We start from the raw sequence: 23,099 nt of genomic DNA, 5'->3' as shown, positions 1-23,099 counted from the left end.
GTTTGGTGTCAATTGAACTTTAAGCCAATATCTCTTTGATAATTTCCCCTTCTACATCGGTAAGCCTAAAAGGCCTGCCCTGAAATTCATAGGTGAACTCTTCATGGTTGAAGCCCAATAAATGTAGAATAGTGGCATGTACATCATGAACCGATACCCTACCATCGATACCGGAAAAGCCAATATCGTCGGTTGCACCATGGGAAGCTCCTTTTTTAATGCCCCCACCGGCCATCCACATCGTAAAGGCATCGCCATGATGGTCTCTACCTTTATAGGCCATTTCTTTGTTTCCCCGGTTTTCCTGCATGGGCGTACGGCCAAATTCACCTCCCCAGACGATTAAAGTGTCGTCTAAAAGGCCTCTTTGTTTTAAATCCATAATAAGGGCTGTCATAGGCCTATCGATTTCACGGCATTTATTTCTCAGTCCCATATCAATGGAACCCTCTCGAACATTTCCGTGAGTGTCCCATCCCCAATCAAAAAGCTGAACAAAACGGACGCCGTCTTCAACCAGTTTTCGGGCCAAGAGGCAGTTGTTGGCAAAAGACTCTTTGCCCGGTTCTACCCCGTACATTTGTTTGATATGCTCTGGCTCGTTGTTGATATTCATCACCTCAGGAACCGCAATTTGCATTCGATAGGCCATTTCGTATTGGTTGATTCGGGCCAAAATTTCAGGATCTGCGTACTTGGCGTACTCTTCTTTGTTGATTTTGTTGATGGCATCAATCGTGTTTTTCTTTAGGTTTCTAGAAATACCATCTGGGTCATCGATATAAAGTACAGGGTCACCTTTTGAACGACATTGTACGCCTTGATAGACCGAGGGCAGAAAACCGCTTCCCCAAACACTTTTACCGGCATCGGGGGTGTTGCCCCCAGAAGTGAGCACTACAAAACCAGGTAGGTTTTGATTCTCTGAGCCTAGACCATAGGTGGCCCATGCCCCAATACTAGGTCTGCCCAATCGCGGACTACCCGTGTGCATAAACAATTGCGCGGGGCCGTGATTGAACTGATCGGTATGTACAGCCTTGAGAAAGGCAACTTCATCGACGACATTTTTAAAGTGGGGAAGAAAATTAGAAACCCAATTGCCCGATTCACCCTCTTGTTTAAATTCTGCCTGAGGGCCCATCAATTTAGGTGTACCTTTAATAAAAGCAAATTTCTTGCCTTCTAACAACGATTGCGGACAATCTTGACCATCATATTTATGAAGTTCCGGTTTGTAATCGAACATCTCCAGTTGTGACGGTGCCCCTGCCATGTGTAGATAAATAACCGATTTTACTTTAGGTCCATAGTGGGGAGCCAAAGTCGATAGCGGGTTTAAATCGCGTTCAGAAAAACTGTTCTGGGCCAACGGTTTAGGCTTTGATAAAGGGTCGCAACCCATGAAAATGGAGCTTAAAGCGAGCCCGCCCATGCCTTGGGCGCAACTTTTTATGAAATGGCGTCTTGTTGTTGCCTGCGTTTCACGCTCCAGTTTTTCCCTGAGTAATCTGTTGACTATATCTGAATGATGTTTCACTTCTCTGGTTTTAGGCTTTGGTTAAAAATTCATCCAAGTTCATTATGGCATTGGCAACGACCGTAAGCGCACTTAGCTCAGGAGTGGGCCTTTCTTCAAAATGAAGAAAGATTTCAGATGCCGTATCATCCGTTTTAAACTCTAGCAATGAGCTTTCATAAAGCTCTTGAAGCGCATCTAATTTCTGTGGCTCTATTTTGGTAAATGTCGCTTTTTCGTAGGCCTTGGCTATACTCTTTTCAACATCGTTACTATCCATACTATTTTTTGCCAAATAATAGGAGGCTTCTAGATACACGGGATCGTTAAGGGTGACCAATGCTTGCAATGGCGTATTGGTAACCGTTCTTCTAATAGTACATACTTCTCTTGAACCGGCATCAAAAGTTAAAAAGGAAGGGTAGGGGCTTGTGCGTTTTAAGTAGGTGTAGACGCCTCTTCGATAGCGGTCTTCACCTTTGCTTTCTACCCATTTAGCACCATTGTACACTGTTTGCCAAACTCCATCCGGTTGAGGGGGCATAACGCCCGGACCATACATCTTGTCGCTTAAAATTCCTGATACGGCAAGGGCCTGGTCTCTAATCTGTTCCGCACCCAGTCGAATTCTAGGCCCGCGGGCATACAACTCGTTTTCGGGATCGATTCGGTACATTTCCTGATTGCTTTCAGAGCTTTGTCGATAGGTGCCTGAAACGACTATTTCTTTGATAAGAGCTTTAAGGCTCCAATTCATCTCGTTCATAAAACGTAGCGCCAACCAATCTAAAAGTGCTGGATGGGAAGGAGGCTCCGATTGCGAACCAATATCTTCTACCGTTGAAACAATACCGCGACCATAAATTTGATGCCATACTCTATTTACCAAAGTTCTGGCCGTGAGCGGATTCTTTTTATCGACCATCCATTTTGATAGCCCCAACCGGTTATCGGGCCAGTCGCTGTTCCAATCGTTCAGACTTTCAGGAACCCCCGGCTCTACCGTGTCTGTTTTTGTTAACCAGCTTCCCCTATCGAACAATTGGGTGGTTCGTTTCATATACTCGGGGTTTTCTGCCATTATAGGAACCGTCGGTGGATTGGTGTTAAGCAGTTCCATAAAGTCGGAATTCACCTTTTTCCATCCTGCTTGTTCCTTCCCCGGTAGGTCAGTTATAAACCCTACCCAGTATAGGTTCAAGATATTCACTTCTTTCGCAACAGAATTATTTTGCGTTTCAATGTAGATATCCGTTTTTTCGGATATGGGTTTGATTGGAAATTGCGAGGTCGTATTATTCTTTGATTTGTTAATGATGAACTGTCCAAGAATAGGGCCGTTGGCATCCCCTTTTCTGATGGTCATTTGGGTGCCATCATAATGAGAACGGTAATTAAGGTAAACGTAACTTGATTCCTCGGTATATCCGTTCTCGATGATGGTACTTCCATCATCCCAATAAACCACAGAGGCATGGTCATCATAAACGCTGTTCTTGAAATCTTTAAAAAAGTGTGACTTGTAAACAGGCTCAGTGAATTGTAGAAAGTCTTTGTATTTTTTTCTGATTGATTCACTACCATATTTCGAGACCCATTCAAGCACTTCGTTCACCTTCATTTGTTGTTCAGGGGTGTACATTTTCAAAATGGGAGATTCACTCGGCACATCTTCATCCCTAGAATTGTTGAAGAATGCCATTAAGTTGAAATACTCTTTATGCTTAAAAGGGTCGTAGGGGTGACTGTGGCATTGAACACATTCCATAGTGGTACTTTGCCAGACCGAAAAAGTGGTATTGATGCGATCGATGACCGCTGCCACACGAAACTCTTCATCGTCGGTGCCGCCTTCGTCATTGTTCATGGTATTTCTGTGAAAAGCTGTAGCGATTAATTGGTCGACGGATGGTTCGGGCAATAAATCACCGGCCAATTGCTCAATGGTAAATTGGTCATAGGGCATGTCTGAATTAAAAGCATCGATGACCCAATCGCGGTATTTCCAAATTTCTCGGCCCATGTCTTTTTCATAACCCTTTGAATCTGCGTATCGTGCTAGGTCTAACCACCAGGTGGCCCATTTTTCGCCATATTCCTTATCGTTCAAAAGAGTGTCGACCATAGCTTCATAGGTGATAGAGCCAGATTCAAATTGCTGCAACAAACTTTGGGAGGGAGGGAGGCCCACGATATCTAAAGCAGCCCTTCGGGCAATAATATTCTTTGCAGCGGGCATGTTGGGCGAAATCTCTTTATCCGATAACTTCGCCAAAATAAAATGGTCGATACTGTTTTTTAGAAAACTTGTTTCGTCTTCTGATATAAAACTTGCTTCGGAATTAAAGGAAGGTACCTCTACCTTTTCGGGAAGAGAGTACGCCCAATGTTCACCCCATTTGGCACCTTGGTCAATCCATTTGGTGAGAAGTTCAATTTCTTCAGCAGGTAATTTTTTGGCCTCGTAGGGCATTCTAAGTTCTGGGTCGTCTGAATGCAGTCTTTTGATCATTTCACTGGCGGAGGCGTTACCCTTTATAATAGCAGGTTCTCCAGATTCAGTTGCCGCAAAAGCTTCCTCTTCGAATAATAAACTAAACCCACCACTTTTCTTAACTCCCCCGTGGCAAGAGATACATCTTTTGTTAAGTATGGGTTTAATTTGGGCATTAAAATCTACAATTTCCTTTGTTTGACAGGATTGTATGACTATCGAAAACAAAAGCAACCAACAATAAAATGGTATTTTACGTATATCAATTTTCATTTTCAGAAATGAAGTTTTTGCCCATCAGAGAAGGCAATAAGTAATGCTTTGGTTAATGAGGCTTAAAATTAAAGTCAAGCAAAAGAATTGTAATGGACAATACTTTTTTAGGTATGGATATTACAACAAAATGAGCTGGAATTTACGAAAATTATAGTCGTTTTCAGTTTTGATTAAGGAAAAGGAAAACTCCGGAGAGTAGCGAAAAAGGAAATACAGGATTTAAACTTCTTCCCGATATTCACTAGGTGATTGACCAATGGTTTTTTTGAAAATACGTGAAAAGTAGAAAGGGTCTTGAAAGCCAAGTCTATAGCTGATTTCTTTGATACTTAAGTCGCTGTATTTTAAATATTCACAGGCCTTTTGCATCTTTTTTAGATTAAAAAACTGAATGATAGAATATCCAGTGTGCTTTTTAAAGAGTGTTAATAAATACGAAGCGGAATAATTGAACTTTTGGGCAATGTCTTCCGTCTTTAAAGTACGGTCAATATTTTTATCTAAATAAGATGTTATACTGTCTATAAGGTTCTTCTTGTTATGTGTTTTCAACCCGTTTACGGAAATGTAGACAAAGGAAGATATAAAATGAAGGCCTAGCAGATTCGCAAATTCTAAATGGTCTATAGTGTACTCGGAAGAGAGCATTTCAAAAATTTGGGAGAACTGCCCAATTCTGCTATTCTCAAAAGGTATCTTGTTGGGGGTTTTATTGACCTTAAGATGTCTTTGATACAAAGCTGCGCATAGTTCACCTCTAAAATGCATCCAATAAATACTCCAAGGGTCCACTTTACTAGCTTGATAAGAGTGGGGTGTGTTAATTGGTACGATACAATAGGTATGTGGTTGTAGTTGAATGGTCATATTTTCAAAACTTACAGAACCTTGGCCTTCTATGCTGTAAATAAAAATATATTCCTTTGAACCTTTTTTTCTATTAACGAAATGCCCATCTGCCCTCGGATAAAAGCCGATATCGGTAATATAGAATTGTTTGGTTATGGTGTTTTTTTGAAGTCGTTGCTGAATGGAATTAGGCAGCACAATCATTTTTTGACCTAAAAACCCATGATTTGAAGTCTTTTTTTCCATTTTTACTACAGTTCGCTTTGCTCTAATTTTTATTAGAATAATCGAATTTCGGTTGGTTAAAATTTAAAAGAAATCGACAAACATATAATTTACTTTGAAGAAAGAGCCATCAGTTCCTAGAAATTAGTCTTTCAGTTTTAGGATTATCGCTCTCTTGGAAATTGATAACCAATGGCCTTCCATTCGAAATAAGGCTCCCACATTTCTTTTAATTTTATGATATGGATAGTGGGTACTTTGATTAGGTCTATGTGTAAATATAAGAAAACTGGTAAGGTGAATTATTCGATTACGTCGTGAATGAAAAATTCCTTTAAGAAACAGAAAAGCCCCAAAAAGGGGCTTTTTATAGTGTGAGTCATTTAAATTATTTTATGACTTCAATAGAACCGTTTTATCGGAGCCATTCACCGTTACATTTACCAGTCCGTTTTTAGACAAGGCCTTCATCGACTTATCCCATTTCTTTCCGCTTAATCCTGCTTTTGACTTCAACTCGTTGAGGTCCATTTGACCTATAGGTTTTAAAATTTCGATAATAGTCTTTTCCTCTTGGCTCAATTCTACCTGTTTTTTCTCAGGTTTCATTTGCGGGAAAAAGAGTACCTCCTGAATAGAGGAATTATTCGTCATCAACATCACCAAACGGTCGATACCGATACCGATGCCTGAGGTTGGTGGCATGCCGTATTCCAACGCACGTAAGAAGTCTTGATCGATGAACATGGCCTCATCATCACCTTTTTCTGATAATTTCAATTGCTCCTCAAAACGTTCACGTTGATCGATAGGGTCGTTCAACTCAGAATAGGCATTGGCCAATTCTTTACCGTTGGCCATAAGCTCAAAACGCTCTGTCAAGGCAGGGTTATCTCTGTGCTCTTTAGTCAACGGGCTCATTTCTTTTGGGTAGTCGGTGATAAAGGTGGGCTGTATGTAATGATGCTCACATTTCTCACCGAATATTTCATCGATAAGCTTGCCAACCCCCATGGTCTCATCAACGTCGATATCAAGTTTCAGGGCAGTCTCACGAAGCTCTTCCTCACCCATGCCCGACACATCAATGCCCGTGTGCGTTTTGATGGCTTCAAGAATCGGTACACGCGGGTACGGGGCCTTGAATTCAATTTCGTTCTTACCTACGGTAACCTTCGTGCTTCCGTTGGCCTCCACGGCTATCTTTTCCAAAAGTTGTTCCGTGGTATCCATCATCCAATGGTAATCTTTGTAGGCTACATAGAGTTCCATCACCGTAAATTCCGGATTATGGGTGCGATCCATTCCTTCATTTCTAAAGTCTTTGGAAAACTCATAAACACCATCAAACCCGCCAACTATCAATCTCTTCAGATAGAGCTCGTTGGCAATTCTTAGGTATAGGGGAATATTCAATGCATTGTGATGGGTTAAAAAAGGTCTTGCAGCAGCACCGCCCGGTATGGGCTGTAAGATAGGGGTCTCAACCTCTAAATAGCCTTTTTCATTATAAAATTGACGAATGGTGTTCGTGATTTTGGTACGTTTGATAAATGTTTCCTTTACTTTAGGATTCACCACCAAATCAACATATCGTTGACGGTACCGTTGCTCTGGGTCATTGAATTCATCGAAAACATGGCCTTCGGCATCTTTCTTGGGCAATGGCAAAGGGCGTAGCGATTTACTCAAGAGAGAGAATTTTTTGACCATCACGGTTTTTTCCCCGACTTGGGTTGTGAAAAGTTCCCCTTCTACACCTATAATATCACCAATGTCCAACAATTTCTTGTAGACGTCATTGTACAACGTCTTGTCTTCTCCGGCACATATTTCATCCCTGTTAAAATATACCTGAATACGACCGGTACTGTCTTGAAGTTCTGCAAAAGATGCCTTGCCCTGAATTCGGCGCGACATCAACCTCCCGGAAATAATCACTTTTTGCCCCTCTGTATAATTGGCCTTTATGCTTTTTGAAGTGGCATTTACGGGGTATAAAGCTGCCGGATATGGGTCAATACCCATTTCCCTTAATTTTAACAATTTGTCCCTTCTAATCTGTTCTTGTTCCGAAAGTTGCATATGCATATCAATTGAGGGCGCAAATATAGCTACAATACACTAATTTTTCAATGAAGAAACAATAATCGGCAGCATACGGTCAACAAATAATCGATAAGCTTCTTTTGAAGGGTGCAAGCCATCATCGGCGACCAAATTTTCATTGGTCAAACCCTCTCTGGTGATATCGGTTATGTTAATAAACTTCACTCCATTTTCTAAGGCTGTCTCTTCGGCAAAAGCATTGTATTCATTTATTTGTTCTGTAATCTTTTCGCTGTCCCAACCCTGCCCATATGGGGTATAGCCCCAGTCAGGTATAGAAATAACGAATACATTGTTAGAATGGCCATCGGCATATTGAATGGCACTTTTCAATAATTCTTTGAACTCTCTACGGTACTTTGAAAATGGCTCCCCTTGGTACTGGTTGTTAACACCGATTAGAAGGGTGACCAGATCCTGATGATTATCAATTTTTTCATTATCGAGGGCTTTTAAAAGTTCATCGGTACGCCATCCGGCCTTGGCCACGATTTTATAATCAACTTTTGCGCTGAGCTGGTTCTCAATGGCGGAGCTTAATTGAGATGGATAATTGTCTTCGAGTTCTACACTGGTGCCGATGGTGTAGCTATCGCCTAAAGCCAAATAATTCAGGTTTTGAGAGTTGTCGTTGACTTTGTTAGGCGATTCTTCTGTTTCGTAGTCAGCTTGGGGCGATAGACTTCTTTTGCTGCAACCAAGAGTTATAACGAGGATAAAAAGTAAAAGTGCGGGAGCTGTCGTTAAATTTCTCATATCTATAATTACGAAAAAATTAATTAGTGGTTCTATTGCCGCACTATAATAGCTAAAAATGTAACATTGTGCAGATTATTACGTCTTATAGATATATCGGAACCTAGTTTCGAATTCATCAATCAATAACAAAATCGACATGAGTTTTTTTAGAGTTTTATTGGCCATTATCTTTCCTCCTCTTTCGGTCATCGGAAAAGGTTGCGGCTCATTTTTAATTGTTCTACTTTTGACCTTCTGTGGTTGGGTTCCAGGGGTGATTGCCGCCCTTGTGATTTTGAACAACCCGAACTAGAAATTGATAACATGAAAATAATTAAAATCATGGCTGTGGCATTGGTCACGGCCCTTTTTATTGCCTGCAATTTTACCGAAGAAATACACTTTGAGGAAAATGGTAGCGGAAAACTGAGTATTCGTCTAGATGGCAGTGAAATGATGCAAATGATGCCCGAATCTGATTCAACCCTTACGGAAGAGAAGATAGATTCAACATTGGTTTTTAAAGATTTACTGAGGGAAAAGAAGGATAGTATAGCATTGTTATCCCCCGAAGAACAAGCTGAACTGAAACGGCTTGAGCCGTTTAGTATTCATATGCTGATGAATCCTGAAAAGGGCGTCATGAATTTTGATATGTTTACCGATTTTAAAGATGTTTCCGAGGTCAACGACGCTTTTAGCGCATTTCAAAATGCTAGTGCCATGGGGCCTAATAACGGTACTTCGCAGATGGGTAATGGCCCATCTGGGCAGGGTACTGAAGTCACCTATAGTTTTAAGGGCAATAAGTTCAGTAGAATTATCAACATTACAGATCAAGAATTATTTCAACAAAGTATTGATAGTTTGGCCAGTGCCGAAATGTTTTTGGCCAGTTCTACCTATACTTTTAAGTACCATTTTCCAAAGCGGGTAAAATCAACAAATCTTGATAACGCTACTTTTTCTATGGATGGCAAGACCTTGATTTATGAAGTCAATTTTTTAGAAATGTCAAAAGCCCCTGAATCGGTGGTCATCGAGGTCGAATTAGAAAAATAGGTGGGGCTTTTCGTATCTTTGTACGATGAACAAAATGGTATTTTTAGAAGACTTAGGCCTAAAGGATTATAAAGAAACTTGGGATTATCAAGAGAGACTTTTTAAGCAGACCGTAGACTTAAAAATTAACAATCGCCGACAGGGCGAAAATTTACCCACGCCCAACCATTTTCTGTTCGTCGAGCATCCACATGTATATACTTTGGGAAAGAGCGGCGATCTCTCTAATCTATTGGTCGGTGAAGAAGAGCTTGCCTCAAAAAATGCAAAATTCTACAAAATAAATAGGGGAGGAGATATCACTTATCACGGCCCTGGCCAAATTGTGGGCTATCCCATTTTAGACCTCGATAATTTTTTTACCGATATTCATAAATACCTCCGTTTGCTGGAAGAAATGGTGATTCTCACCTTGGCCGAATACGGACTCAAAGCCCAACGGTCAGAAGGCGAAACCGGGGTTTGGTTAGATGTAGGCACCCCTTTTGCCCGGAAAATTTGTGCGATGGGCGTACGTGCAAGCCGATGGGTGACCATGCACGGTTTTGCTTTGAACGTAAATGCTGATTTAGGGTATTTTGATTTAATGATTCCCTGCGGTATCAAGGATAAGGCGGTTACTTCATTAAATGTGGAGATGGGCAAAAAAGAGATAGACACGAGTGAAGTGAAAAAAAAGCTTTTGAAACATTTTACCCATCTTTTTGAGGCTAAGTTAATAACAGAGGCACCCATTGCATAAAGCCACAGGTGTCTCTTAAAGCCGAAGTCTCAATCGGGAAGGTTATAAAAAGCTTTTACGGCTTCATAATTCGAAAAATTCAATTTAGCGGTCGATGCATTTGCCGGTACTAGTACATATCGAAATCTGTTGCCGCGGGATCCTGAGTACTGATATTCGGTTAAATCAGTCCCGTCCGTAGTAGTTAGTCTTATCAAAATACCTTGACAGCATGCCGAATTGTCACCAAAGGTAAACTCATATTCCACGTTCGTCCATCGACCCGAGCAATTCATTGCATATATAGAACTTGTTCCAAATTGTCTAAAATAAACATACACCAAGGTGTTGTTCCTTAAATCGTAAAGATCAATCTCATTGACATCGATTTGCATCATCTTTCGCCTTGGTTCATCGGTAATATTCCAGTTTGCTTCCATCCAATTGGAATAAATTACGTTAGCGTTACCGTCTTGCCCATCTTCCCCATTTTCACCCGCTGTTCCTTGCTCCCCCTGAGGCCCCTGTTCCCCTTGAATACCCTGCTCTCCTTGGATACCTTGTTCGCCTTCAATACCCTGTTCACCTTGAGGTCCTTCTGGCCCAATGGGGCCCACATCTCCGTCTTTAGAGCAAGAGGTATTTACTAAAATGATACTTAGAAGTAGAAAGATTGAATTTTTAAGAATGGTTTTCATAATAGAAATTTTAAGTTTCTCTTTAATGTTAGGGGAGATAGAAGGTTAACATTAAGTCATAAAAAACCTCAGTAGTTACTGAGGTTAAAAAACTCTTCAAGTGCGTGTAATTCTAATTTATTTAAAGAATGTAACTGTTAGAAGTATTTAATCTCGGTGGCATGGTCACCAGAGTAAACATTTAAAGAAGCACTTGTTACATTGGAGCTACCTTCACTACCTCCATAATCGGTTAAATAAAAAGTTATGGGGGAGGATACGGAATCTCCCTCTGCAACAAAGGTTCCGTTTAGCAGGGTGCCTGTTAATGGTGATGACGCATTACCGGTCCAGTAAAGCATATCGGTAAGTGTACTTAGGCTAGTGTGTACCCAATTTCCACTCAGATTGGGGTTCATTTGAATATGATCTGGGGCAAAATACACCTCAAATCTTTTAAGCCCTCCGGTGTCACCACCAGAAATAAGAAAGGTATATTCCGAACCTTCTCGTAAGTTCAATTCAAAGCTATCAAAATCGGTGTCTTGGTCAAAAGTTTCATTAAATCCGTCTCCAGTTATTTTAATGGAAAACGTGGGCGGGTCAACATCGGTTTCAGGTATTTCTGTTTCACAGGCCTGGGCTATCATCATTAACGACAAAGCCAAAAGAATTTGAATTGTTTTCATTAGTTCTTCTGATTAAATTAATACTAGGTATTATATTTCAATGAAAGTAGACTCTTAATACCCTTTTAAGAAAAGGGCTTTCTTTTCTAAATGGTTAGGTCAATTTTTATGAGTTTCCCCTCATTATTTTGTTCGCCATAGACCCAAAAATTAGAACCGTCGTAGGCTACACCATATATCTGAACATTTGGTATGCTATATGAATTGACCACCTGTAACCCATCGCTAACATCACATTTGAACAGTTTGTTATTGGCGCATACATAAAGATGACCGTCTTGATAGTCAAGTCCGTTAGGTCTTGTATCTAGTTCAATGGTCTGTTCAATGGTATGGGTATTGTAGTTATAGAGGTAAAGAGATCTTTCATTTCCGCTAGCGGCCCATATTCTCCTTTCATCAATAGAAGCTAAGCCATAAATCCAAGCCCCCATGTCTAAAGACTCCTCTAGGTAGGTGTTGTCGGATTCTTGGTAGATATAGAATTTGGCTGAGCCGTTACTACTTTGAAAAAGATATTTACTGGGGTCATCAAATTTCTCGATCTCTACGGCAAAGGCACTTCTTGTGGTGGTAATCGTGCCATCCAAAGCAAAGGTTTCAGGGTTTACTACACCAATATTATCAGCTTCATATCCATTGCCGACCAAAATTTGGCTACCGTTCCAGGCAATATCAACACTATCTGTCCATGGGGCATCGCCTTCCACCAAAATGGTGAGTTCTTCTAACCATTGGTTATCAGCAATCGTTTCATTTTTGTTTAAGGTTACCGTACCGTCAGGAAAACTTAATACTAATTCATCCTCAGTCAAAGTGTAATTGGCCAAGGAAGAGCCAAAACCAAAATTGATCGTAATTTGACTGTTTTCTTCATCATGGGTGTAATTGGCATTGTTTAGATCCCGAAAGCCCATTTCGTCTTCGTCAAGTATAGTTAATGTATTGTCTGGGTTGATGATGAAGTAGCTGCTGTTTTGGTATTCGTAAAAGTCTGCTGAACTAACGGCCCAAGTGCCATCAATTTTGAGAAGTTCTTCTTCAGGGGTCTCTTCAGGCGTTTCTTGCGGAGGCGTATTTTCAATTGCCGGTTGTGGTGAATCATCATCCTTTTTACAATTTGTAAACATCGTAGAAGCAAAAAGGATAATCGCGATAAAAAAAACTGAATTTTTCATAATGCTATTTTATTGTTACAGCACTTAATGGTAGAAAAATAAAAAGGTTAACACCTAGATGGTTTTTTATAGAAACCCTAAGATTTAAAGAAGAATTTCATGAGACAAAGTAAGAACTACAACTAAAGCAACAATCAGCAACCACTTAATAATCTCCAACCGTTCATATGTTTCCATCATTTTCAATTTTTAGGGTTCCCTCATTTATGTGGAATAGTACAGGAGGTTAACATTTTGATAAAAAAATTGAGAGATTAGATTGTAGTTAGTTTACTATAAAGCCCCGTGGTTGCCGCCATTAGGCTTAAACAAGTATACAATGCCACCCAAAAAATGCTATTTTAGCTAAATAGCCTGTTAACCTTCTCATTAGATATACATTAAATGGAAAATGAACTGGTAGAGATTTCTTTAGAACAATTACGAAAAGGTGCGGATAAAGACCTTAAGAAAATCTACGAAGACAACAAATTCAAGTTTGTAAACTTTGCCCGACGCTATCAGTTGCCTGAAGATGATATAATAGATTTTTATCAAGATGCTTACATCATCTTCTATAATAATGTGATGTCCGGTAAATTGGAGCATTTGAGTAGTAGTATTTCTACTTATCTGATTTCTATCGGAAAACATTTAATCTTTGATCGAATGAGAAAAAATAAGAAATCGGTTTCAGAAAAGTTCGACCTGAGCAGAGTTGGTGATACTGATGAGCAGATAAGTTCCTTTGAATTGGAAGCTCCCGACCTAAGCCATGAACAGCGACTTTTACAGCAACATTTTAAAAGTTTGGGCGAAAAATGCCAGCAATTACTGACCCTATTCTATTATCGTGGCTTAACCATCCAAGAAATAATGGAAGCTGAAAACTACAATAGTGAAAATGTAGTGAAGGCTGCCAAATCGCGATGTATGAAAACATTGAAGGAAAAAATCAAATCAAATACCTACTAGCCATGGATAAAGAAACTTTGCTTTATCAATATTTTTCAAATCAATTGACGTCAGAAGAGCAGGAAGCTTTTGACGAGCTTTTGAAAAATGACCGGGAATTCAAAGAGCAGTACGATTTTGAAAAGAATTTACAAAAGGTGATTCAGGAGGAGAAGTCAACGGAGCTAAAAGAGAAATTACAGCTTTTTGAAAGTGAGATCAAAGATGAGAAAGTAGTGCAGCTAGAACCTGAAAGCCGGTTTTCGGTCTATAGAAAATGGATGGTAGCCGCCTCTATTGCTCTTTTAATAGGGCTGGGTTATCTAGGTTACAACAATTTTTCCGGACCGAATTACAACCAACTTTATGAAGATAATTTTCAGAATTACCCTAATACGGTCTTTGAAATATCCAGGGGAGAATCGGTTGAGAGTATAGAAAGAAATGCCTTCTCACAATACGAGTTAGATAATTATGCAGAGGCCATAACGAATTTTGAAAAAATACCTTTGGCCGATAGAAACGACTATATCGATTTTTATATGGGTATGTCTTATTTGAATTTAAAACAGTATGACAAGGCCCAAGAGTTTCTTCAAAAGGCCGCCGAAAGCGAAACGCAACTTAAAGCTGAAGCATATTGGTATCTTGCCATGGTTGCCTTGAAAACTAAGGATAAACAAAAAGCCCTACAATGGTTAGAAATTCTTGTCGATATGTACGATTATAAAAAAGAGAGGGCACAAGAACTAATTGATGCCTTGAATTGAGGTTGCTTTAAAACGTTTAAAGTATAAGTATACGATAAGTAACAGCAATAAAAGGCCAATGCCAGCATACCAGACCCATGGTTCGATAACGGATGTTTTTAAGGGTGTCGTATTGCCAGTAATAATGTATCCGGCCCAATAATATGGGTGCGCCCTTGCATTGTCTGCATTATTTTGCAAAAAATGTAGTTTGGCTTGTCTAAGGGCTTCGTCTTTACTTTTTCCCAGTGATAGTTCTTTGTAGAATTGGTTCATAATGTCAGATGATGCCGCATCGTTTATCTTCCAGAGTGTGCTACTAATACTTTGGGCACCTCCATAGAAAAAGGCGCGTGAGAGGCCGAGAAATCCTTCGCCCTTTTTCAGAGGTCCGATATTGGTTTCACAAGCGCTCAATGTAATCAGGTTAGCTTTGGTTCTCAGGTTGTATAAATCTGCTGTAAAAAGAAGATTGTTGTTTATTTCGTCACCAGACTGGGTAAAGGCCAAATAGGAATATTCAGGAAAAGCATCATCAAAAACGGCGTGTGTAGCAAGATGTAAGAGCCCGTAGTCATTCAATTCTTCTTTGAAATGTTGAAGGGTGGCCTCTTGATCAACAAACCTTTTTCCTTCAAAAGATTGAAGAATTTTGTTGACCTCTGTTTTATTATGTGGTAGGGGAAGTAATTCTGAGCGCTCTACATCTACCTTCGAATTACCATCAAAAGTAGGGGCAAAGGCCAAAAGCTTTGAGTTTTCTATAGAATCGTCACTGAGCTGATGAAGTAAAGTTGCGGAGTTGATATAACTAATAGAAACATCTTCTATTAAATAGGAGTTTGAAGATTCATCGATCAGTGCCCCAAAAGGTATGTAGTTTAGAGGCCCATCGGGTATGATAATTAGTTTTTCCAATTCTTCATTCTTAGAAAGGATTGGTTTTAAAATTTGTCGGTGAAGTGATTTTGCCAGCTGTTGAACTTTATTCAGTTCTGACTTAGAATTGGCTATAAGATTTTTAAATTCAAGAATCTCTTCAAATAAATCTTCGGTAATCGGTATACGACCAAAAAATTTCGTATCCCTCGTAAAGAACAATGCGTAGATAGATTCATCTCCATAAAAATAGCTAATAAGGGCTTCTTTTGTAGCTAATAATTGCTGTACTTCCGGTAATTCAATTACTTCAGAATTATATTTTAAGTCGTAATATTTTGGATAATCTTTTTCAATCTTTGATATCAGGTTCCTGTGATTGTTTTTCAGGGTGAATAATCGATTCTGAAGTGTAGAATTTTCTTGGCCTAGGTTCAATTGTTTTTCTACTTGTGTAATTTCTGCCTTCAGCTGTTTTTCGTCATTGAGTAATTCGGGAGGTATTTGGGCAAACTCAGTGGCTTTAGACGCCAATAGTGTCTCCATTAATAACACGGATTTACTTTTCTCAAAATACTGGAAAGCCCGTTCTATATAAATGTCATTTTTTGTTTCATTAAACAATGAAAAAGTGGCTTTTAGGCCAGATTCAAATAACGGAAATACTTCTTCAATCAATAACAACTTGTCTGAATTGGTTTTAAAAGTGGGCTTTAGGCTATCTAGCAAAGCCATACCCATTTCAACACTTTTCAGGGTCGCGGCACTTTGGTTGCCCATTTTATTCAGAGCTGATGATTTGTTATTTAAGATTTGTATGATTTTATGCTTGTTGATTTCCGTGGGTCGGTCCAAAATTTCTTCAAGAGCTAGATCGTAGGCCTCAATTGCTTTTCTGCTTTGCTTAAAACGACTGTGCAATAGCCCTATCTTATTTAAAATATGAGCAGTTTCCCAATTTTTGTCTCGTTCCCATTTCTCTTCTGAATATTGAAGGGCCTTTTCATAATCGTTTAAGGCTTTCTCGTATTCGTTTTTGTGTTGATGTGTCTCTGCACTTACTTGATAATAACTCGAGAGAGAAGGAGAGTTTTGCTTTAAAAGGTTTTTAGCCATGTTCAAATAGATTTCCGCACTATCTATTTGTGCCAATTGCGTATGGTTTTGAACAATGTTCAGAATTTTCGGGATTGCAAATTCTTCCTGATGTTGAAGAACGTAGTCCAAGTCTTTTAAGAGGTAAGCGTTAGCTTCTTTGTATAGCTTTTTTCTTTTAAGTACTTCGGCCAGTAAGTCATAGTTTTCATAAAGGGAGATTTTGTCATCGGAAAGATTATGCTTCAAAAACCGGATGTTACGTTCATAATAGTTGGTAGCTAGGTTAAGCTTTCCCTCGTCGGCATACATTTTTGCCAGATAACTATAGGCTGTTGAGATGAATTTTAACTTTTCGCCAGAATATTCAGAATTATCAGGCTCAATGTTGATTTCCAGAATCTTATTGAATTCGATGCGGGCTTTTTCAAAATCATTGATTAGAAAATAATACTGGCCTTTGTGATAGAATAAATCATTTTTATAAAGGATATATTCTGGCAAACTTTCAAAATAGCTCGTTTGAGTAGTAAATAAAGAGTCTATTACAGCGAGGTTTTTGTTAAGTGCCCGTAAGTCGTTTTCGTATTCTGCCAACCAGTTTTTCCCGGTTAAGGCATCGGCAACAGATGACCAATCTTCTTCTGAAACAGCGAGGGTGTGAATCTTTTCAAAGTAAAAAAGCGCAGAATCTTTGTTGGAATATAAATGCTCATAACCTTTGTTGAATAAATAATCCATGCGGTTCTCATAGCTATCATTTTGACCAATCAGGAATATTGGTAAAAGGAGGCTACTTAATAAAACAAAAGTTCTTACCATAAAAAGGCCTTTGAGAGTGGATTAAATCTCAAAGGCCAATTTACTAAAATATGCTGAGCATGTTTTATAAGCCTATTTTAAGGCCTGTATAGAATAGCTGTCCGCTTGATTAAGTTTGTTTAATCTTTTAATCTTAATTACAGCTCCTTCTGAAATCGCATTGGTAATATTTACTTTTTTATACATTAACATATTGTTTGTGCCAACTATCTCATAAAGAATACCTTCTGATTGGGCCAATTCTGCCCCGTTTTCATCATTTATTTGAAGATTGACATCTTCTAAATTGTACACAATTATATACTCAAGATTAATAGGAATAACACCTGGTCTAGGAGGTCTTGGGCCTATAGGGTTTCTTCTGCCTAGCCTATCTGCTAGGTCTTCAAACACTACAATGCTTTCAGCAATTTCGGCTGTATTTGCTAGATTAGCAGTTGTTTCTTCAAAATCTTTTTCAATATCAGGGGTTCCCTGATTGTTGCCTATGATTTCTTTTAGATATGCTGCACGGTCTTCCAATGAATCAATTCTGATTTCAAGTGCATATTTGTATAAATCACCTTCGAATACATAATTCGATTCTGTAAGTTTAATTTCATCTTTTTTATCGTCATCGTTCCAGTACCATAGTTTCGAACAAGATGTCATGGCAATGGCTATCACTAACGCCAATGTGATTTTCGTTTTCATATTATTAAATTTTAATGTTGGTAAATTATTTACTTGTTGTATTGGGTCAATTGCATGCTACTCATCAAATCTCCATTTTTCTTATAGGTCTCTTGCTTGATCATGCCTACACCTTCGGCTAACCATAGACGGCTAGGAAAGGTTTGGCTAGCACCCATGGTTTTTGATTCGGTATCGGTATAGATGACATAGCAGTCGTAGTTTCCTGCTGGGGTGCTTACACTCTCTTTTTTCTCTACCTTTCTATTGATCATTTGTACGCTTACTTCCATATTCATGCCGGCCATGCTAATGGCCATATCAACATTGGCATCGTTCAACTCTTGACCTACTTCTAAATTATTCGGAACTTCTATATCCGTTCCCGTAATTTCATATTCCATATCACCAAATTGCTCGAGCATCTTTTGGGGCATAATAGAGTTGTAATCGATTTTAACGCCATTACCGGTACAGGTGAATTTATAGTCAGATTCAAAAACTACTTTTCCTTTTTTGTCGGTAAGCCGCATTTGCATCGTGGCATGTGTCGTTCCACCATCATTGGTAATATCTACTATTTTATAATCGGTGTTGCCGTCCTCTTTTCCCTTTTTGTCATAAATGGTATATTGAAAAGAGGTTCCCTCATTCATAGGGTAGTACTTGCTGCAATTGCTCTGTGACCATGCGAGGTTAGTAATGAGTACAAGTACGAAAAGTGCGATTATTTTGTTGTTCATGATGTTTTTATTCTTTAGTAAAGTTCCTTTTAAATTCTAATAAATTCGACCCTTCTGTTCTGGGCCTTTCCTTCTGGGGTTCCGTTATCTTCTAAAGGTTCATCTTCCCCCTTACCTTCTGTAGTCAATCGGTCAGCAGAAACGTTATAAACAGAGGTCAGTGCATTTTTAACGGCAGCAGCCCTTTTTTCCGACAGGTTCTTATTATTGTTAGCATCACCATCGCTATCGGTATGCCCGACTATTTTTAGTTTTAGAGAACTATCCTGTTCAAGCACCTGGTATATTTGCCTGATAACGCCCATTGACCTGGGTTGTATATTGGCCGATCCACTATCGAAAAGAATTCCGTTAGTCGATATTTTACCATCCGCCAGCAATTTTCTTCTTAGGTCTACACCACCTTTCGCTATTTTAAAATTACTCATGTAGATTGCCTCTTTGTTTGAATCGGTACCTCTAAGATTGAATTTTAATGCTGTCATGCCAGGGGTTTCGGGCAGTAGTCTGGGTACATCGATATATTTTTGTTCGTCGATCCAAAAGCGAAACCTTTGTTTGTTAACAGCAATCGAGATATGGTGTTGGTTCACTACCGTTTTTCGCAGGTCGGCCTGCACCTCGTTTCTAATGACCCTTTTGCCATTGATATGGTTTTCAACAAGAACCCCTTGGTCGATATATTGGCAGAAAGAATAGGAGACAGATGCCCAGTTGGCCCCTTTTTCGAAAGAGTTGTTGTCACTGGCGAGAATAGTGAGGTAAGCCTGTGAAGACGTTTTATTGTCTAAGCCTTGGGTGATGACGTCGAATTCCAAGGTAAATTCTTCCGGTAAATCGGTAAGGTTCGGAATGAAGTAGCTATTGCTACCGGGCATTATTTTCATCCACTTTTCATCAAAACCGTCGATGGTTACTAATTCGGCACTTCCGTTCGTATTCCATTTAGATGGAAAGTCGCCCACAAAATCTCTTGAAAAATCATCTAGAAATAAGGTTTCGTCCCCCGGTACAAAATCAAACTTACTGTATACGTTTATAGATGTATCTGAGGGGTCAGAACTATTGGGCGAAGTACTTTTCTGGCCAGATGAAGGGTCATTTTTAATTGTAGGATCGTCACCGGTTGACTCCGGTCGTTTCGAAACTTGTTTTTCTTTTCTTGAACTGCCAGGTTCGAAAATACTGTCAAGTGCCTGGTCTGTTTTCTCTGAAGTTTCTTTTTCAACTCTTCTTTCAACTGTTCTCTCTGCAGCTCTTTCGGCGGCTTTTCCTAATTTTTTGAGAAGTTGGCCGTTGGCATCGGGTACTGATAGTAGAAATAGACCGATGAACAAGATGGGGGGTAGGTAATGTTTTGAACGTTTCATTGTTGCATGATTTTAGTGTTGTGCGAATTATACGGAGGATTGATAAATAAGCTCTTCGCCATTTATTTGCTCTCACTACGTTAATGAACAATAAACCCTGAAGGTTAACATCAAAACTAAATTTTCTTAGAACGTTGCAATAAAATCTTGTGCTACTGGCATTTAAAAAATGTATAAGTGGTATGAAATTATGTGTGATTGGTTCATTATCACCGTTTTGACGCTGTAAGAAAAACCATTAAAACCTCAATTCTAACTGCTCTGGTAGTAACCGAAAACTTTTTCTGTGGTATTTGGTAATACCGAATTCTTTAATGGCCGCCCTATGCTCTTTGGTCGGGTAGCCTTTATTCTTCTTCCAATTGTACATCGGAAATTCTTCATGAATAGCATCCATATAGGCATCTCTAGAAGTCTTTGCCAAAACCGAGGCGGCAGCTATGCTCATATACTTGCCATCTCCCTTTACGATACATTCAAAAGGTATGTTTTTGTAAGCTTTAAACCTGTTTCCGTCTACAATAATGTGATTGGGAATTATAGAAAGCTGGTCTATGGCGTGATGCATGGCCAATATTGATGCATTTAATATGTTTATTTTATCTATTTCTTCAGGAAATATATGCGCCACACCAAAACACGCACAACCATTTTCTAAAATGGGTCTAAGCGAAGTTCGTTTGTGGTGAGAAAGTAATTTAGAGTCATTTAGAATATCATTGGTAAAGTCTTTGGGAAGAATTATGGCCGCCGCCGTAACCGGACCGGCCAAGCAACCTCTGCCGGCTTCGTCGGTACCCACTTCTTTCTCTTCCGATAAATGATACGCTTTCAACATAAACCATAAACTTAATATGTGGGCAACTTAGCAAAAACTATCTGTTATTTAAAGTTTGAAAAAGGGCAAATAAACTTTCACATTTAATTACGAACTAAAAAAATTAACTTTACGGCCGTAATTCGAATAGATGAGGCAAATTCTGATTATTCTTTTAATTTTTGGCTATTGTGTTATAGGTAATGCACAAAATAGGCCTCTTTCCCCACCAAATGAAAATGATTCTACCAGAACCGCCCGCCCGAGAAGAGATATCGGGCAAAAAGCAGCGGCTTTAGATTCGACCGCCAAACAAATCACCATAGAGAACTATAAGATTGTCACCTATCAAAGAGACACTACGTTTTTAGATACTACTTTGACCATTCAAAAAGAATATAAGTATAACTACCTAAGACGTGATGATTTTGAACTGATGCCATTTGCCAATGTTGGCCAACCCTATAATAAATTGGGGGTTGATCTCGGGCGCAAACACTTTTATCCTGATATCGGGGCAAAAGGTCTTCATTACAATTATATGGAAGTTGAAGACATTGATTACTATAATGTCGCGACCCCAATGTCCGATTTATTTTTTAAGACTACGTTTGAGCAAGGTCAATTGCTAGATGCCAACTTAACGTTCAACACTTCAAGAAGGCTCAATTTTTCAGTGGCCTACAAAGGTTTTCGGTCATTAGGTAAATATCAATATAATCAGGCTGAATCAGGTAATTTTAGAACTACGACCAACTATGTTACCGAGAACGGTAGATACAGTCTTCGGGCGCACATAGCCGCTCAGAATATAGACATACAGGCCAATGGGGGGCTGATAAATGCAGAAGAACAGTTTGAAAGTAAAGATCCCGATTTTTCAAATAGGGTGAAAATCGATGTGCGGTTCAATGATGCTGTCAATAGAATTTTGGGTAAACGGTATTATTTGGATCACCTCTATAAACTGGTTAAGAAAGATGCCGATTCAAGTAGGGCAGAAAAAACTTCACTGGGTATCGGCCATGAGTTTAATTACGAAACCAAATATTACAGCTTTAATAAGACAGCGGCAAGTCCATACTTCGGTGAAGATTTAGTTACCCCTATTGGCGATAGGGCCAATCTTAAGACGATGTATAACCAGGTCAATGCCGAGTTTTATAATGCCACCTTGGGTAGATTGCAGGGTAACATATCCCTTTATAATTACAATTACTTTTTCAACAGTATTCTAATCGAAGAAGATGGAAGCATCATACCTAGCCGTTTGAAAGGCGATGAGATTGCATTGGGTGCCAAATACGAAAAGCGTATCAAGGGTTTTGATTTTAGGGCTTCAGGAAAATATAACTTGGCCGGCGAACTGGGCGGAAGTTATTTACAAGCTAATGCCAAGTATGTTTATAAAGATAAGTATAGAATAACGATCGGCGGGCGAATGTCTGCCCAAATGCCAGATTTCAATTACCTATTATACCAAAGCGATTTCAGTAATTACAATTGGTTGAATCTAGATATTTTCGAAAAAGAGAAGCTTTATTCTTTCAATTTTGGTTTGGGGTCTGATATTTGGGGCTCCTTGACGTTGAATTACACAACGATGGATAATTATACCTATTTCGGTATAGACCAAGAAGCGACGGCCGCCTCAACCCAAGAAACATCCATAGTCAGGCCGGTTCAAGAAAACAATGTGCTCAATCATACCAAGATCAAGTACATGAAAGAATTTAGGCTAGGTAAGTTTGCCTTGAACAACACGGTCATGTACCAAAATGTATCGCAAGCGAATCAGGTACTGAATGTTCCTCAAGTAGTAACCCGTAATACCCTTTATTTTTCCTCTGATGTCTTTAAGAAGGCCATGTACCTGCAGACGGGGGTTACTCTTAAGTACTTTACGAAGTATTATATGGATGCCTATAACCCATTGTTAGGTGAATTCTATATTCAGAATGATGAAGAATTCGGCGGGTACCCTATGTTAGACTTCTTTATAAATGCCAAAGTGCAGCAAACGCGTATCTATTTAAAGGCCGAGCATTTTAATTCTTCGTTTGGAAATCCTAGCCAGTTTTACTCGGCTCCGAATTATCCGTACCGAGATTTTGTCATTCGTTTCGGCTTAGTTTGGAATTTCTTTTCATAATCTAATTTTTTTTGATGGCAAAATACTGTTAATCAGCAACCTTTGTTTTAGTTGAAAAAAACCTTTGAAAAAAAGCTTGCAGAATTAAAAATCGGCCGTACATTTGCAGCCCGAAAAACAACAAACGAGTTGTTTTAGGGAATAGCGAAAGTTCTTTGATAGACTGTTTTTTAAGCGATATTTTTCGAAAAATTTTTTTTCAGAAAAACTGTTGTGGATTTAAAAAACAGTGTTACATTTGCAGCCCCGAAACGAGATGGTCTCGTTGGGGCGAGGGTTCCTTTACATACTGGGTTTTTGATGCGGGAGAGGTTTCGAAAAAAAAATTTC

At 39.2% G+C, this 23,099-nt stretch carries 19 protein-coding genes; 6 read left to right on the top strand and 13 right to left on the bottom strand.

Annotated elements, in window-relative coordinates; translation table 11 throughout:
* Window positions 1-19: 19 nt before the first annotated feature.
* From IL356_RS00095 to IL356_RS00075, 5 genes are all read right to left on the bottom strand, one after another.
* On the bottom strand, window positions 20-1,540 hold the full coding sequence (locus IL356_RS00095; RefSeq protein WP_240467929.1) for a DUF1501 domain-containing protein: 1,521 nt from the start codon (window positions 1,538-1,540) through the stop codon (window positions 20-22).
* A 10-nt stretch (window positions 1,541-1,550) separates the two neighbouring features.
* A complete protein-coding gene (locus IL356_RS00090) occupies window positions 1,551-4,286 on the bottom strand; it encodes a PSD1 and planctomycete cytochrome C domain-containing protein (RefSeq protein WP_121847805.1) in 2,736 nt (911 codons plus the stop codon).
* Window positions 4,287-4,508: 222 nt separating this feature from the next.
* Window positions 4,509-5,384 (bottom strand): AraC family transcriptional regulator, encoded by an 876-nt coding sequence (locus IL356_RS00085; RefSeq protein ID WP_121847806.1) that lies wholly within the window; start codon window positions 5,382-5,384, stop codon window positions 4,509-4,511.
* 372 nt (window positions 5,385-5,756) lie between these two features.
* Window positions 5,757-7,448, bottom strand: coding sequence for a lysine--tRNA ligase (gene lysS / locus IL356_RS00080; protein ID WP_121847807.1), 1,692 nt, complete (start codon window positions 7,446-7,448; stop codon window positions 5,757-5,759).
* Window positions 7,449-7,487: 39 nt separating this feature from the next.
* Window positions 7,488-8,228, bottom strand: coding sequence for an SGNH/GDSL hydrolase family protein (locus IL356_RS00075; protein ID WP_121847808.1), 741 nt, complete (start codon window positions 8,226-8,228; stop codon window positions 7,488-7,490).
* A gap of 139 nt (window positions 8,229-8,367) precedes the next feature.
* Here IL356_RS00075 and IL356_RS00070 point away from each other — a divergent pair, with 139 nt between their 5' ends.
* From IL356_RS00070 to lipB, 3 genes are read left to right on the top strand one after another with little or no spacing between them, the layout of a single operon-like run.
* The gene (locus IL356_RS00070) at window positions 8,368-8,523 is read left to right on the top strand and encodes a YqaE/Pmp3 family membrane protein (protein ID WP_121847809.1); all 156 of its coding nucleotides are present in this window, start codon (window positions 8,368-8,370) and stop codon (window positions 8,521-8,523) included.
* Window positions 8,524-8,534: 11 nt separating this feature from the next.
* On the top strand, window positions 8,535-9,272 hold the full coding sequence (locus tag IL356_RS00065; RefSeq protein WP_121847810.1) for a hypothetical protein: 738 nt from the start codon (window positions 8,535-8,537) through the stop codon (window positions 9,270-9,272).
* A 25-nt stretch (window positions 9,273-9,297) separates the two neighbouring features.
* The gene (gene lipB, locus IL356_RS00060; RefSeq protein ID WP_121847811.1) at window positions 9,298-10,014 is read left to right on the top strand and encodes a lipoyl(octanoyl) transferase LipB; all 717 of its coding nucleotides are present in this window, start codon (window positions 9,298-9,300) and stop codon (window positions 10,012-10,014) included.
* A 29-nt stretch (window positions 10,015-10,043) separates the two neighbouring features.
* Here the strand turns inward: lipB and IL356_RS00055 are convergent, their stop codons facing one another.
* The 3 genes from IL356_RS00055 to IL356_RS00045 form a co-directional block, all read right to left on the bottom strand.
* On the bottom strand, window positions 10,044-10,691 hold the full coding sequence (locus IL356_RS00055; protein ID WP_121847812.1) for a collagen-like protein: 648 nt from the start codon (window positions 10,689-10,691) through the stop codon (window positions 10,044-10,046).
* 137 nt (window positions 10,692-10,828) lie between these two features.
* A complete protein-coding gene (locus tag IL356_RS00050; RefSeq protein WP_121847813.1) occupies window positions 10,829-11,359 on the bottom strand; it encodes a hypothetical protein in 531 nt (176 codons plus the stop codon).
* Window positions 11,360-11,445: 86 nt separating this feature from the next.
* Window positions 11,446-12,537, bottom strand: coding sequence for a YncE family protein (locus tag IL356_RS00045; protein ID WP_121847814.1), 1,092 nt, complete (start codon window positions 12,535-12,537; stop codon window positions 11,446-11,448).
* Window positions 12,538-12,921: 384 nt separating this feature from the next.
* Here IL356_RS00045 and IL356_RS00040 point away from each other — a divergent pair, with 384 nt between their 5' ends.
* Both IL356_RS00040 and IL356_RS00035 read left to right on the top strand, forming a co-directional pair.
* On the top strand, window positions 12,922-13,491 hold the full coding sequence (locus IL356_RS00040; RefSeq protein WP_121847815.1) for an RNA polymerase sigma factor: 570 nt from the start codon (window positions 12,922-12,924) through the stop codon (window positions 13,489-13,491).
* 2 nt (window positions 13,492-13,493) lie between these two features.
* Window positions 13,494-14,240, top strand: coding sequence for a tetratricopeptide repeat protein (locus IL356_RS00035; protein ID WP_162987815.1), 747 nt, complete (start codon window positions 13,494-13,496; stop codon window positions 14,238-14,240).
* Here the strand turns inward: IL356_RS00035 and IL356_RS00030 are convergent.
* The 5 genes from IL356_RS00030 to IL356_RS00010 all read right to left on the bottom strand — a co-directional run bounded on the left by IL356_RS00030 (window position 14,220) and on the right by IL356_RS00010 (window position 20,638).
* Window positions 14,220-16,934: a CHAT domain-containing protein gene (locus tag IL356_RS00030; RefSeq protein ID WP_162987816.1), complete on the bottom strand. Its 2,715-nt coding sequence runs from the start codon at window positions 16,932-16,934 to the stop codon at window positions 14,220-14,222. The two genes, IL356_RS00035 and IL356_RS00030, sit on opposite strands and share 21 nt — an antisense overlap.
* Window positions 16,935-17,087: 153 nt before the next feature.
* Window positions 17,088-17,708, bottom strand: a complete 621-nt coding sequence (locus IL356_RS00025; RefSeq protein ID WP_121847818.1) for a hypothetical protein — start codon at window positions 17,706-17,708, stop codon at window positions 17,088-17,090.
* Between the two features lie 29 nt (window positions 17,709-17,737).
* Complete coding sequence (locus tag IL356_RS00020; RefSeq protein WP_121847819.1) at window positions 17,738-18,430, bottom strand: TapB family protein; 693 nt, start codon at window positions 18,428-18,430, stop codon at window positions 17,738-17,740.
* Between the two features lie 29 nt (window positions 18,431-18,459).
* Window positions 18,460-19,800 carry an OmpA family protein gene (locus IL356_RS00015; protein ID WP_121847820.1) on the bottom strand — a complete coding sequence of 447 codons (1,341 nt, stop codon included), beginning with the start codon at window positions 19,798-19,800 and terminating at the stop codon, window positions 18,460-18,462.
* Between the two features lie 238 nt (window positions 19,801-20,038).
* On the bottom strand, window positions 20,039-20,638 hold the full coding sequence (locus IL356_RS00010; protein ID WP_121847821.1) for a ribonuclease HII: 600 nt from the start codon (window positions 20,636-20,638) through the stop codon (window positions 20,039-20,041).
* Window positions 20,639-20,768: 130 nt separating this feature from the next.
* On the opposite strand from IL356_RS00010, the gene IL356_RS00005 reads away from it, so the two are divergent.
* On the top strand, window positions 20,769-22,769 hold the full coding sequence (locus IL356_RS00005) for a putative porin (RefSeq protein WP_121847822.1): 2,001 nt from the start codon (window positions 20,769-20,771) through the stop codon (window positions 22,767-22,769).
* Window positions 22,770-23,099 lie beyond the last annotated feature (330 nt).

Origin of the sequence: Euzebyella marina (assembly GCF_014855515.1) — a bacterium.
In the GTDB taxonomy this organism is placed as follows: domain Bacteria; phylum Bacteroidota; class Bacteroidia; order Flavobacteriales; family Flavobacteriaceae; genus Euzebyella; species Euzebyella marina.
The sequence above is the reverse complement of the archived record's forward strand: the minus strand, read 5'-3'. Positions and strand labels throughout refer to the sequence as shown.